The 12,245-nt window shown below is 67.9% G+C and carries 10 protein-coding genes; 2 read left to right on the forward strand and 8 right to left on the reverse strand.

All coding sequences use genetic code 11. From position 1 onward, the window contains the following. Nucleotides 1-2: 2 nt before the first annotated feature. The 3 genes from ACN9MV_RS23250 to ACN9MV_RS23260 form a co-directional block, all read right to left on the reverse strand. The gene (locus tag ACN9MV_RS23250) at nt 3-1,103 is read right to left on the reverse strand and encodes a BMP family ABC transporter substrate-binding protein (protein ID WP_426389682.1); all 1,101 of its coding nucleotides are present in this window, start codon (nt 1,101-1,103) and stop codon (nt 3-5) included. Between the two features lie 89 nt (nt 1,104-1,192). Next, nucleotides 1,193-1,999, reverse strand: coding sequence for an SDR family NAD(P)-dependent oxidoreductase (locus tag ACN9MV_RS23255; RefSeq protein WP_093080861.1), 807 nt, complete (start codon nt 1,997-1,999; stop codon nt 1,193-1,195). A 106-nt stretch (nt 2,000-2,105) separates the two neighbouring features. Next, nucleotides 2,106-3,053, reverse strand: a complete 948-nt coding sequence (locus ACN9MV_RS23260; RefSeq protein WP_426389684.1) for a GlxA family transcriptional regulator — start codon at nt 3,051-3,053, stop codon at nt 2,106-2,108. A gap of 172 nt (nt 3,054-3,225) precedes the next feature. On the opposite strand from ACN9MV_RS23260, the gene ACN9MV_RS23265 reads away from it, so the two are divergent. Continuing rightward, nucleotides 3,226-4,467 (forward strand): MFS transporter, encoded by a 1,242-nt coding sequence (locus tag ACN9MV_RS23265; protein ID WP_426389685.1) that lies wholly within the window; start codon nt 3,226-3,228, stop codon nt 4,465-4,467. A gap of 21 nt (nt 4,468-4,488) precedes the next feature. On the opposite strand, the gene ACN9MV_RS23270 is transcribed toward ACN9MV_RS23265, so the two are convergent. The 3 genes from ACN9MV_RS23270 to ACN9MV_RS23280 all read right to left on the reverse strand — a co-directional run bounded on the left by ACN9MV_RS23270 (nt 4,489) and on the right by ACN9MV_RS23280 (nt 8,842). Then, on the reverse strand, nt 4,489-6,921 hold the full coding sequence (locus tag ACN9MV_RS23270; RefSeq protein ID WP_426389686.1) for a penicillin acylase family protein: 2,433 nt from the start codon (nt 6,919-6,921) through the stop codon (nt 4,489-4,491). A gap of 114 nt (nt 6,922-7,035) precedes the next feature. Next, nucleotides 7,036-7,848: a helix-turn-helix domain-containing protein gene (locus ACN9MV_RS23275; RefSeq protein WP_426389687.1), complete on the reverse strand. Its 813-nt coding sequence runs from the start codon at nt 7,846-7,848 to the stop codon at nt 7,036-7,038. Continuing rightward, nucleotides 7,814-8,842 (reverse strand): LysR substrate-binding domain-containing protein, encoded by a 1,029-nt coding sequence (locus ACN9MV_RS23280; protein ID WP_426389688.1) that lies wholly within the window; start codon nt 8,840-8,842, stop codon nt 7,814-7,816. Before ACN9MV_RS23280 ends, ACN9MV_RS23275 begins: the two co-directional genes overlap by 35 nt. Nucleotides 8,843-8,939: 97 nt before the next feature. On the opposite strand from ACN9MV_RS23280, the gene ACN9MV_RS23285 reads away from it, so the two are divergent. Next, the gene (locus tag ACN9MV_RS23285) at nt 8,940-10,238 is read left to right on the forward strand and encodes an MFS transporter (protein WP_426389689.1); all 1,299 of its coding nucleotides are present in this window, start codon (nt 8,940-8,942) and stop codon (nt 10,236-10,238) included. On the opposite strand, the gene ACN9MV_RS23290 is transcribed toward ACN9MV_RS23285, so the two are convergent. Both ACN9MV_RS23290 and ACN9MV_RS23295 read right to left on the reverse strand, forming a co-directional pair. Continuing rightward, a complete protein-coding gene (locus ACN9MV_RS23290) occupies nt 10,199-11,260 on the reverse strand; it encodes an adenosine deaminase (RefSeq protein WP_426389691.1) in 1,062 nt (353 codons plus the stop codon). The two genes, ACN9MV_RS23285 and ACN9MV_RS23290, sit on opposite strands and share 40 nt — an antisense overlap. A gap of 88 nt (nt 11,261-11,348) precedes the next feature. Next, nucleotides 11,349-12,152, reverse strand: coding sequence for an IclR family transcriptional regulator (locus ACN9MV_RS23295; protein ID WP_093058521.1), 804 nt, complete (start codon nt 12,150-12,152; stop codon nt 11,349-11,351). Nucleotides 12,153-12,245 lie beyond the last annotated feature (93 nt).

Genomic DNA, 12,245 nt, shown 5'->3' on the forward strand with positions numbered 1-12,245 from the left:
AGCTAGCGCGCCACCCGCCCCTGCACGCCCTCGACCAGCCAGTTCATCTTCAGTATCTGCTCGTCGCTCAGTTGCGCGCCCTTGGCGATCACGACGTGGCCTTCGTTGTCACGCACGTCACCGGCAGTTGCGCGAAACGGCTGCAGCTTGCCCGCCGCAATGTCCTTCTGCCGCGCCAGCACCTCGTCCTGCACGGCCTTGGGCACCTTCGTGCCGAAGTCGCCGACGCGGATCATTCCTTCCTTCACGCCGCCCCAGAGGTTGCCGCTTTTCCAGCTGCCGTCGAGCACGGCCTTCGCGCGCTGCGTGTAGTAGCCGCCCCACTGGTGCGTGACCGCGACGATCTGCGCGTCGGGCGCGATCCTGCGCATGTCGGAGTGGTAGGCAATGGCCATCCTGCCGCGCTCCTGCGCCGCAGCCATCACGGCGGTGGAGCCTGTGTGGAAGGCGACAACGTCGGCGTTCTGGTTGAACAGCGCCATCGCCGCATCGCGCTCCTTCGGCGGATCGAACCACTCGTTGAGCCACACCACGTGCACCTTCGCGGCCGGGTTCACCGAGCGCATGCCGAGCGTGAAGGCGTTGATGCCCTGCAGCACCTCGGGAATCGGAAAGCCCGCCACGTAGCCCGCGATATTGGTCTTCGTCATGCGGCCGGCCGCGATGCCCGCGAGATAACGGCCCTCGTAGTAGCGCGCATTGGCGGTCGCCACGTTGGGCGCGGTCTTGTAGCCGGTGATCGATTCGAACTTCACCTCGGGGAAGTCCTTCGCCACCTTCAGCGTCGGCTCCATGTAGCCGAAGCTCGGCGTGAAGATGAGCGTGTTGCCCTGCTGCGCGAGGTCGCGGATCACGCGCTCGGCGTCGGCACCCTCGGCCACGTTCTCGACATAGGTGGTCTTGACCTTGTCACCCAACGCAGCATCGACGGCCTTGCGGCCCTCTTCATGCTGGCGCACCCAGCCGGCATCGGTGACGGGCGTGACGTAGACGAAGCCGATCTTCAGCGGACCCTTGGCTTGCTGCGTTTGCGAGAAGGCGGGAGATAAAAAGCACGCGGCGGCCAGCGCCAGAACGGCGCGGCCCGCGAGGTTTTTGTACATGGTGTTCCTCTACATGGCCCCGGAAAAGCAAAACCCCGCAGCAGGCCGGGACGCCCTGCTGCGGGGTGAGGATTTTATGCCCGAGCCGTCTAGGCGGCGCGGTAGCGCACCGCGGGCACGGTGCTGGACAACCGCCCCGACATCGCACGCCGCGCCGCATCGAAGGCATCCCACTCGGCAAGGTCGGGCAGCGCGGGAATCGTGACCTGCTCGCCCTGGTCGAGCCCCGCGAGGGCCGCGTCGACCATGTCTTGCGCGGTCATCACGATCTCGCTGGGCAAATGCTCGATCGGCACGCCCGCGACGCCCCAGAACTCGGTGGCCGTCGCACCGGGCAGCACCGCCTGCACGCGCACGCCCTTGTCCTTCAGCTCGTGCTGCAGCGACTGGCTCAGCGCCAGCACGAAAGCCTTGGTGCCGCCGTACACGCCGTTGAGCGTCTCGGGCGAGATCGCCACGATGGAGGCGATGTTCACCAGCGTGCCTGCGCCGCGTTCGACGAAACCGGGCACGGCCGCATAGGTGAGCCGCGTGAGCGCGCTCACGTTGAGCTCGATCATTTCCTCCATCCTGTCGATGTCCGAGCCGAGCAGCGGTGCGGCGGCGCCGAAGCCGGCGTTGTTCACCAGCACGGTGATGTCGCCGCGAGTGCGCAGCACGGCTTCCACGGACGCGATGTCCTTTCGGTCGGACAGGTCGGCCGAAAGGACCTCGACCTTTCGCCCGGTCTCGTCCGCGAGCTTCGCGGCCAGTGCGGCGAGGCGCTCGCGATTGCGCGCCACCAGGATCAGGTCGAAGCCGCGCCGCGCGAGGCGGTCCGCGTACACGGCGCCGATGCCCGACGAGGCGCCGGTGATGAGGGCTGTGCCCTTGCCGGGATTTGAAGTTGCAGTCATGGAGTTTCCTTTGATCGCCACGGGGTTGTGGCCATGAGGGGAAGTCTCCTCCTGCAAGGCTATGGCGTAAATGTCATATAAGCCACCTTTCAGGACATCCGGCGCTTCAGGCCGTGGCGGCCTCTTTCCGGGCCACTCGGCGCACGCTCTGCGGCGGCTGCCCCAGCGTGCGCAGGAAGGCGCGGCGCATGCGCTCGGGGTCGCCGAAGCCCGTTTCGCGCGCGACCACGCCGAGCGCAAGGCTGCCCTCGTCGATCAGCGCGCGCGCCGCCTCCACGCGCAGGTTCTCCACGGCATGCGCGGGCGACTGCCCGGTCTCGGCCTTGAAGGCGCGACTGAACTGGCGCGGGCTCAGGTGCGCGACCTCGGCCAGTTCCTCCACCGAAAGCGTCTCGCGCAGGTTGGCCCGCGCATGCACCAGCGCCTTCTGGATGCGATCGGACTTGGGTTCCAGCTCGAGCAGCGCGGAGTACTGCGATTGCCCGCCCGCGCGGCGGTGATACACGACCAGCTTCCTCGCCGCGAACCGGGCGGCCTCCACGCCGAGGTCTTCCTCCACCAGCGCCAGCACGAGGTCGATGCCGGCCGTCATGCCGGCCGAGGTCCACACCGGCCCGTCGTTGATGAAGATGCGGTCGGGCTGCACCCTGATGGCGGGATGACGCTTCTGCAGTTCGCCCGCAAAGGACCAGTGCGTGGTCGCCCGGCGTCCGTCGAGCAGGCCCGCATCTGCCAGCCCGAAGGCGCCGGTGCAGATGCTGGCCACACGGCGCGCATTGCGCAGCCCCGCACGCAGAAAGCGGCGCATCTTCTCGGACGTGGGCGCGACGAAGAGCGCGCCGCTCATCACCAGCGTGTCGAACTTCGCCGTGCCGAAGCGCTTGCTGTCGGTGGCCACGCCCGACGAGCTGGTCACGAGGCCGCCCTCTTCCGATAGCAGCTCGACCTTGTAGACCGCCTTGCCGGCATGGATGTTGGCGAGCTCGAACGCCGCAATCGCCGCCAGGTCGAGGATCTGGAAGCCGGGGAAGACGAGCACGCCGATGCGTTTCATGGCCATGTCCTGAAAAGAGGGTTGCACTGAATGACGGACGCGAGGCTAGACGACCTGCGCTGACCGCGTTGGCGTGAGGGATACGCAGCGCGGCCTTCCCGCGCGGCGATGGGTGCCGCCACCAATCGGCAAGCGCCAACCCGGCCGCGTCGTCCCACAATGGGCGCTCCCCATGACGCACCCGACAACAACGAACGCAACAAACGCCCCGCCAGCCGGGACGGGCGCCCACACCCACTGGCAGCGCAACCTCGCCGTCTGCATGTTCGGCTCCTTCACCACCATCATCGCGATGACGCTGCTGCTGCCCTTCCTGCCGCTGTACGTCGAGCAGCTGGGCGTGAAGGACCATGCGGCCATCGTGCAGTGGTCGGGCGCGGCTTACGGCGCCACCTTCTTCAGCGCCGCGCTGGTCGCGCCGCTGTGGGGCCGGCTGGCCGACCGCTACGGGCGCAAGCCGATGCTGATCCGCGCGAGCCTCGGCATGGCGGTGGCGATGGCGCTGATCGGCCTTGCGGGCAACGTGTGGCAGCTCGTGGGCCTGCGGCTCCTGGCAGGGCTGCTCGGCGGCTATGCCTCGGGCTCGATGGTGCTGGTCGCCACGCAGACGCCCAAGGAGCGCACCGGCTGGGCGCTGGGCACGATGTCGTCGGCCATCATGGCGGGCAACCTCGTGGGGCCGCTGGTGGGTGGCGTGCTGCCGCCGCTGGTCGGCATCCGCAACACCTTCTTCGCGGCGGGCGCGATGATCTTCGTGGCCTTTCTCGCAACGGCCTTCCTCATCCGCGAAGAGAAGAAGGTGCCTTCCGCATCGAAGCAGCGCGGCGCCTCCGACGACACCGGCTGGGCCGCCGTGCCCGACAAGCGCCCGCTGGTCGCGATGCTCTTCACCGGCATGCTGCTGATGCTCGCGAACATGTCGATCGAGCCGATCATCACCGTCTACGTTGCCACGCTGGTCGAAGACCCGAACCACGTGACGATGATGGCCGGCCTTGTGATGTCGGCGGCGGCGCTGGGCAGCATCCTCTCGGCCTCGTGGCTGGGCAAGCTGGCCGACCGCGTGGGTCACTGGAACGTGATCGTCGGCTGCCTCGCGGTGTCGGCGCTGCTGCTGGTGCCGCAGGCTTTCGTCAGCTCGGGCTGGCAGCTGGTGGTGCTGCGCTTTCTGATGGGGCTGTCGCTCGGCGGGCTGCTGCCCTGCATCGCGAGCGTGATCCGCCACAACGTGCCCGAACGCGTGGCGGGCAACATGCTCGGCTACTCGACCTCTGCGCAGTACACAGGCCAAGTCGCGGGGCCGCTGCTCGGCGGCTTCGTGGGCGGGCACATCGGCATGCGCGCCGTGTTCCTCGGCACCTGCGTGCTGATGGCCGCGGGCGCCGGGTGGAACTGGCTGGCGAAGCGGCGCTGAAGCACCGCTGCGCCCTCCTCCCTACTCGCTGATGGTCACGCTGCTGTAGGCGGCGTCGGCCTTGATCTCCGCTTCCGAGAACGGCAGGCGCAGCCACTGCCCGGCGCTGTAGGCGCGTGTGTAGTCGGCGTTGTGTGGCGACGCCGGATCGTCCGACAGCGAGAAGGTGAGGAAGGTGTGAGCTTCGACGCCTCCCACGGGGAAACGCACGATCTGCATGTAGCTGTTGCCGTTGGGGTTGGCATCCATCGTGTAGCCGCCCTTGTCGAGCCGGTTCTCCGAGCAAAGGATCGTGAAGTAGCCCTGGCCGTCGCAGCCGCCTGACAGCGGAATCTTCTGGCCGTTGCGCGTCACGAACAGCGTGTCGCCGCGCGGCGCGTCGAGCGCGTAGCCGCTGGCCTGCACGCGCAGCACGGCCGCGCCGAAGGCCTGCCGCAGATCTTCAGCGGCTGAAGTCTTGAGGCCGCTCGGCGTGTTGATCGGATCGCTCGCGCTGAAAGGCACTTCATAGAGCCTGTCCGCGGGCAGGCGCGAGGCGCGCGCCCAGAACTCGTCCCACACATGGGCACCGCGCGCCGAGGCCAGGCCGGTGTTGTTCCACGCCTTCAGCACCGCGCAGGCGGGTCCGGTGTCGACGCTGCGCGGCGGCGAGAACGCCTCACCGGTCTGCGCGTCGCCCGTGACTGCAATGCGCGGCACGCCGCACACCAGCTCCAGCGCGCGGGCCTTGAACAGTTCGGCGGTGTAGGCGCGGCTGCCGAGCGTCGCACGCTCGACGGCATCGACCGTTGCGCCCTTGCTCGTGTCTTGCGCAATGAGATGGCCGAGCCGCGTGCGGAATGTCTGCGCGTTGCTGCCCGTCGGGCCGAAGATGGCCGGGTAGCCCGTGAGCGGCGCCTTCGGGTTGGCGAGCCAGTAGCTGTCGTTCATGTTGGCGACGTAGTCGTCGCGCAGCAGGCTCGGCATGCGCGAAGGGCCGACTGCCCCCTTCTGCACCGAGTCGGCGTCGCTCTGCCAGTCGCAGGCACTGCGCGAGCCGTCGAACACCGGCACGCGCGGCAGCGCGGCCGCCATCGCCTTGCCGGCGGGCGTGGTGCAGCCAGCCATCTGCTCGGGCGACACGTTGGGCACCGCGCCGATGTCCGCATACCAGGCCTTGGCGCTGCCACGGCCCACGGCCACGGTGTTGACCCAAGGGATCGCGGCCTCCTCGCGCTGGACGGTGATGAGCTCGTCGAGCGATTTCGCCTGCGCCCAGCGCAGCCAGGTGCGGAAGGTGCGGTAGTTGTCGGCGTTGATGTCGCGGATGGCGAAGGCCATGCTCTGGCTCCAGGCCAGCGCCGGGTTGATCGCGCCCAGGTTCACCAGCGGGCCGTATTCGGAGGTGTAGAGCGTGCGCGTCACCGGCTCGACCTTGCCCGAGGCCTGCCTGACGTTCACGGTGACGGTGCGGGCCTGCATCTTCACCACGCGACCGTCGCGCAGGTAGCTCGTGGCGTCACCCGGAGCGAGCTGCAATTGAAAGAGACCGAAGCGCCGCGCCGCCGACACCGTGTGGCTCCACGCGATGTTGTCGTTGAAGCCGATCAGGATCACCGGCACGCCGAGGAAGGAGGTGCCGCTGACGTCGAGCTGCCCCGGAATGGTGAGCTGCGCCTGATAGAAGCGATCAGGCCCGCGCCAGTACCAGTGCGGGTTGCCGAACAGCAACGGGCTCGCGTCGCCTGTGCTCGCTGTGCCGAAGCCGATCATGTTGCTGCCCACGCCCGCCTCGCCGCCGACCTGCAACGCCAGCGGCTGCGCGCCGTGCTCCTCGCGTGACGACACCTTGGCGGCAGGCGGCGCCGCGTTCGCGATGTTCGAGAGGAAGTTGCTGTAGCCCGCCGCCAGGTTGGTGGCGTACATGCGGCGGTAGATGTCGTCGGCGCTCACCGGCCGCACCCACGCCTCGTTGCGGCAGGCCGCATGTGCGTTGCCTGCACCGGCACCAGCCTTCAGCTCGCGCACGTAGCGGTTGTAGCCAGCGGCAAAGCCTTCGACCATGCCGCGGATGCTGGCCGGCTGCGCGCGAGCCATGGCCCCCACCACGTCGGCCGTGACCACGTGCTTGTGGAAAAAGTCGGAGTCGATGTTCCTGGGCTGGCCGATGGTGCTCTTGGCCAGCAGCAGCGCCTCGGCGCCGAAGAACTGCGAACGCTCGCCGCGGTAGGTGAGAAAGCTGTCGGCCATGGTGCAGAGATCGTCCTGCGCCTGCGCATAGCCGTAGCCATAGCCGGCACCGGCCCAGTCGTCGGCCTTGATGTGCGGCACGCCCATGGCGGTGCGGCGGATCTCGGCCTTGTAGCTGCCGTGCGGTTGCGTTGAACGGTCGGTAATGCCGGTACACGCCACGAGGGCCATGGCAACCGGCGCGAGAAAAAGCGACCCGAGGCCGCACTTGAATTTCGAGCGCATGCAGTGTTCCTGTTGTGTATGAGGAACGCAGCTGCGTGGGCGATGAGCGTGCGTGGCGCGTTCGGCGGCAATCTTAAGACGGGCGACGCGAACGCCTCGCGCGCGTGCCCTTCTTTACATTGACGCCAGCCCCTGCTGGTGGCCCCAGGCGTGCGAGGCCCCGTCGTCAGCGGTCACGCGCACCTGGCTCGCCAGGAAGGACGGCGACAGGCCGAAGTAGCGCTGGAAAGTGCGGCTCATGTGCGCCGCGTCGGTGAAGCCGCTGACCAGCGCCACGTCGGTAAGTGGGCGCCGCACGGTGAACTGCTGCACCGTGCGCCGCACCTTGGTCCACAGCGCATAGCGCTTGACCGACGCCCCCACCTGCCGGGCGAACAGGTGCGTGAGCCGGTCGGGCGAGAGGCAGGCCACCGCCGACAGGTCGCGCAGCGGAATCTGCCCCGCATGCGCGCGGATGGCCTGCAGCACGCGTTCGATGCGCGGGTCGATGGCCGCTTCGCTCTCGGGGAATTCGTTGATGGCCTCGACCAGCTTCACACTGAGCGCCCGTAGCCCGCGGCTGCAAAGCGCGCCGTGCTGCGCCGGATCGAAATCGTCGCGCAGCCGGCCGAAGCGGCGCGCATCGATCGGCAGGATGCCGTGGCCGCCCATGCGTTTGGCGAGCATGCGGTAGGCGCTCGAGGCCGGATCGAGATTGAGCGACAGCAGCCCGCAGCCATCGACGTCGAGCCGGCGCGACACGTGCGGAGCGACAAGCGCCGCGGTGCAGTGCACGCGCGTGCCGTCGACCGCCTCCAGCGCGAAGGGATGCCCGCTGATCGACGCCAGCAGCGTGGCCGACGAGCGGGCCGTCAGGCCCGACTGGATCGCCGGCGTGATGTAGAGGAACCGGTCATCCCACAGGTGCAGGAAGTTTTGCGTTGCCATGCCGTATCACTTTTGTTTTTGTCTCCAGCGGCGGATTCTCCCGCATCGGAACGGCCATGGGCTGCACATGCTGGCGAACCGCCTCCAGCAGCAGCGTGGCCAGCCGGCCCACCGGGGCCTCGGAGTGGGCCTGCGCGCGATAGAGCACGAGCGATATCTGCGGCAGTGCCGGCAGGGACAGCATCGTGCGATCGATGATGCGCACGTGCGATGGCAGCCCGAAAGGCGTGCGCACCGTGAGGCCCAGGCCGGCCGAGGCAGCGGCCCACAGCGCGGCCAGACTGGCGCTGCCGAAGGCCCGGCGCCATGGCACGCCGGCACGGTCGAGCGCAGTGATGACGATCTCGCGCAGCGGGCACGGGGCGTCGAGCATGATGAGCGGCAACGGCTCCTTGCTCTTGGCCTGGCGCGTACCGGTGCCGCGGTACTCGCGCTGCGTCCACCAGTCGGCTTCGATCCGGTCGGGCGCCTTGGGGCCGATCCACAGCAAGGGCAGGCGGGCCACGCGCTCGGCATACGGCGACAGGGGCTGGTCGCCCGCGTCCCATGCCAGCGCCAGGTCGAGCTGGCCGAGTTCGAGCCGCTCCCGCAGCTCGCCGCTGCGCGCCACGCAGGCCTCGATGCGCACCTTGGGATGCGCGCGCGCGAAGCGGCCGAGCACGGCAGGCAGCAGCGTCTCGCCGAAGTCTTCCTGCAGGCCGAGGCGCACCCAGCCCTGCAGGTCGGCGCCGCGCATGGCGGCGCTGGCTTCTTCATTCAGTTCGAGCATGCGGTGCGCATAGGCCAGCAGCGTTTCGCCGGCGTCGGTTAGCTCCAGCCCGCGGCCGGCCTTGCGGAACAGCACGGTGCCGGCCTGTGACTCCAGCTTCTTGAGCTGCGCGCTCACTGCTGAAGTCGAGCGGCCCAGCTTGTCGGCGGCACGCGCATAGCTGCCGAGCGCGATGCCGGTGGAGAAAGTGCGCAGCACGTCGAGATCGAACATCACCTGGCTCATGTCGGGGCTCCTTTTTTGACCATCCTGTTTTTCAGGACGATTGGCACATTATTTTCTGATTTTCAAAACCTTGGCGGCGGCGGACACTGCGCCCAACATGACGCAACCTCCCTCTTCCTCCTCTACGTTCTCGCCGCGCCACCGCTGGAAGGTGCTGACTGCCGGCGTGGCCGCCAACGCGGCGTTCTCCGTGGCCTTCAGCGGCATCCCGATGACCGCCGTGCTCATGCGCACCGGCTACCAGCTCGACAACGCCACGCTCGGGCTGGTGCTCGGCCTCATGGGGCTAGGCATCGCGGTGAGCGAGTTGCCATGGGGCCTGCTGACCGACCGCTGGGGCGACCGGCCGGTGCTGCTGATGGGCCTGGGCAGCACGGCCATCGCGCTCGTGGCTATGGCGCTGTGGGCCGCACCAGCGGCGGGGCACATTCCCGGCCTGGGCTGGCTCGGCGCCGGGCTGCTGCTGGTCGGCCTGCTTGGCGGCAGCGTCAACGGTGCCAGTGGCCGCGCGGTGATGACGTGGTTCGACGCCAGCGAGCGCGGCCTCGCGATGAGCATCCGGCAGACGGCCGTGCCACTGGGCGGCGGCATCGGCGCGCTGGTGCTGCCTTTCGTCGCCCTGCACTTCGGCTTTGCCGCGCTGTACGGCCTGCTCGCGCTGCTGTGCGCGCTGAGCGCAGCGATGAGCTGGGCGTGGGTGCACGAGCCACCCATTGCGCCGCGCGGCAACAAGACCGTGGAAGCGGCCGCACCCAAGAGTGGTCCACTGCGCGACGTGCGCGTGTGGCGCATCGTGGCCGGCATCGGCATCCTCTGCGCGCCGCAGTTCGCGGTGCTGTCCTTCGGCACCGTGTTCCTGCACGACTTTGGCCATGCGGGCTTTGCGACGATTACCGCGACCATGGTGTTCACGCAGGTCGGCGCGATGGTCATGCGCGTGTGGAGCGGTCGCTGGACCGACCGGCGGCGCAACCGGCCGGCCTACCTGCGGGCTTGCAGTGCGCTCAGCGTGCTGCTGTTCGCGGGCCTCGCGGTGCTGGTGATGGCCTCGGGCACGCATGCCGCCGATTCAGTTGCGCTGCGCATCGCGCTGGTCGTTCTGCTGGGCGTGAGCGGCGTGTGTGTGTCGGCCTGGCACGGCGTGGCCTACACCGAGCTCGCCACGCTGGCCGGTGCGGCCCGCGCCGGCACGGCATTGGGCATGGCCAACACCAGCGTGTTCCTTGTTTGCTTCGTCACGCCGTTTTCCATTCCGCACCTGCTGGCGCTGCAGGGCTGGCCGATGGTGTGGCTGGCGGCCAGCGCCTGCGCGCTGGTGGCGATGCCGCTGCTGGTGCCGCGGCCCGCCGTTGCGGATCAGAAAGTCGCGAAGGCCGCGTTGAGCCGGTCGACATAGGCGCGCTTGGCCGCCGCGTCGATGAAGCTGCCTTCGAAGCTGTTCGCCGCGAGCTGCCAGGCCTGCTGCACATTGAGCCCGGTGGCCGCGAAGGTCTGCGTGAAGTTCTGGTTCATGTAGCCGCCGAAGTAAGCCGGGTCGTCCGAGTTGACGGTAGCGACCAGGCCTGCACCCAGCAGCGCGCCAAGGTTGTGCTGCGACAGGTCCGGGAACACGCAGAGCTTGAGATTCGACAGCGGGCACACGGTGAGCGGAATGCGGTCTTGCGCGAGCCGCTTCATCAGCGCAGGGTCCTTGGTGCTTTGCACGCCGTGGTCGACACGCTCGACCTTGAGCACGTCGAGCGCGCTCCACACATAGGCCGGCGGGCCCTCTTCGCCCGCATGCGCGACAAGGTGAAAGCCCAGCTCGCGGCAGCGTGCGAACACGCGCGCGAACTTCTCTGGCGGATGGCCGACCTCGCTCGAATCGAGCCCCACGCCGATGAACTTGTCGCGGAATGGCAGCGCCTGCTCCAGCGTCTCGAAGGCTTCTTCTTCGCTCAGGTGCCGCAGGAAACACAGGATGAGCGTGGCGCTCACGCCCAGCTTCGGTTGCGCATCGACGCAGGCGCGGTGCAGGCCGTTGATTACCGTCTCCATCGACACGCCGCGCGCCGTGTGCGTCTGCGGGTCGAAGAACATCTCGGTGTGCACCACGTTGTCTGCTGCCGCGCGCTCCAGGTAGGCCCAGGCCATGTCGTAGAAATCCTGTTCCTTCAGCAGCACGCTGGCGCCGGCGTAGTAGATGTCGAGAAAGCTCTGCAGATTGGTAAAGGCGTAGGCCTTGCGCAATTCTTCGACGCTGGCGTAGGGAATGGACACGCCATTGCGCTGCGCGAGCGCGAAGATGAGCTCGGGTTCGAGCGAACCCTCGATGTGCATGTGCAGTTCGGCCTTGGGCATGGCGCGCAGCAACTCGGGCAGGCGGTCGGCTGCGATGCGGTCGAAGCTCTTGTCGTAGACGGGGCGGAAATCGGTCATGGTAGGGGACTCTGCTGCTGCGTTGTGATCCCGCACAGCATAAAGCCAGCCACCGCCAGCGCGATGCCTGAAACCGTATAGCCGTCAGTCAGTCGATGCTGCGCGCCGAACTGGTCAGCGAGCGCGCGCACAGCAGCAGCGTGGGCGCCAGCTTGCGCACGGCTTCGTCGATCGTCCAGCGGCTGGTCGGCGCCACGATGTGCACAGAGGCCACCGGCCGCCCCTGGCTGCCCAGCACGGGCGCCGCGATGGTCATGTCGCCGAGGAACAGCTCCTCGGCATTGGTGGCAAAGCCCTGAAGGCGCGCCTGGCGCAGCGTTTCGAGGATTGCGTCCACATCGGTGCACGTGTGCATGGTGTGGGCCACGCGGTCGGAGGCCTCGATGAGCGAGCGCGCCTCTTCCTCGGGCAGCGCACTCAAAAAAGCGCGCCCCGAAGCCGTGCAGTACATGGGAATGCGGCTGCCGATGGGCATGTGCACCGGCACGAACTGCGCACTGACGAAACGCGCCACGTAGACCATGTCGAGCCCGTCGGGCTCGGTGAGGCAGGAGGTTTCCGTCGTCACCTTGGTCAGCTCTGACAGGAAGGGGTTGGCCATGTCGATCAGCGAATGGGCCGCCAGGTAGTTGAAGCCGATTTCCATCACCCGCGGCGTGAGCTGGTAGCGCCGCGTCTTCGGGTGCTTGCGCACGTAGCCCAGTTTTTCGAGCGTGAAGACCATGCGCTGGGCCGAGCTCTTGGTGATGTCGGTGGCCTCGGCCACGTCGGCCAGCGTCATGGTGCGCCGCCGTGCGCTGAAGGCGCGCAGCACGGCCAGGCCCTTCTCCAGCGACTGGTTGAAAAGCAGGCTCTGGCTGTCTTCGGGGGCTGTGTCGGGTGTGGCGTCCATGGCGCTGGAGTATAGCTACAGTCTCTTGAAATATCGAATATCGATTCTCAAAACCCGACTAGTGGTTTCTATTTATTGATTAGAGATTCAAAA

Origin of the sequence: Variovorax sp. R-27 (assembly GCF_049913215.1) — a bacterium.
In the GTDB taxonomy this organism is placed as follows: Bacteria; Pseudomonadota; Gammaproteobacteria; order Burkholderiales; family Burkholderiaceae_C; genus Variovorax.

What these genes read in the sequence shown, in the direction of transcription:
- ACN9MV_RS23250 (WP_426389682.1), bottom strand. Translation starts at nt 1,103, where the DNA reads ATGTACAAAAACCTCGCGGGCCGCGCCGTTCTGGCGCTGGCCGCCGCG.
- ACN9MV_RS23255 (WP_093080861.1), bottom strand. Translation starts at nt 1,999, where the DNA reads ATGACTGCAACTTCAAATCCCGGCAAGGGCACAGCCCTCATCACCGGC.
- ACN9MV_RS23260 (WP_426389684.1), bottom strand. Translation starts at nt 3,053, where the DNA reads ATGAAACGCATCGGCGTGCTCGTCTTCCCCGGCTTCCAGATCCTCGAC.
- ACN9MV_RS23265 (WP_426389685.1), top strand. Translation starts at nt 3,226, where the DNA reads ATGACGCACCCGACAACAACGAACGCAACAAACGCCCCGCCAGCCGGG.
- ACN9MV_RS23270 (WP_426389686.1), bottom strand. Translation starts at nt 6,921, where the DNA reads ATGCGCTCGAAATTCAAGTGCGGCCTCGGGTCGCTTTTTCTCGCGCCG.
- ACN9MV_RS23275 (WP_426389687.1), bottom strand. Translation starts at nt 7,848, where the DNA reads ATGGCAACGCAAAACTTCCTGCACCTGTGGGATGACCGGTTCCTCTAC.
- ACN9MV_RS23280 (WP_426389688.1), bottom strand. Translation starts at nt 8,842, where the DNA reads ATGAGCCAGGTGATGTTCGATCTCGACGTGCTGCGCACTTTCTCCACC.
- ACN9MV_RS23285 (WP_426389689.1), top strand. Translation starts at nt 8,940, where the DNA reads ATGACGCAACCTCCCTCTTCCTCCTCTACGTTCTCGCCGCGCCACCGC.
- ACN9MV_RS23290 (WP_426389691.1), bottom strand. Translation starts at nt 11,260, where the DNA reads ATGACCGATTTCCGCCCCGTCTACGACAAGAGCTTCGACCGCATCGCA.
- ACN9MV_RS23295 (WP_093058521.1), bottom strand. Translation starts at nt 12,152, where the DNA reads ATGGACGCCACACCCGACACAGCCCCCGAAGACAGCCAGAGCCTGCTT.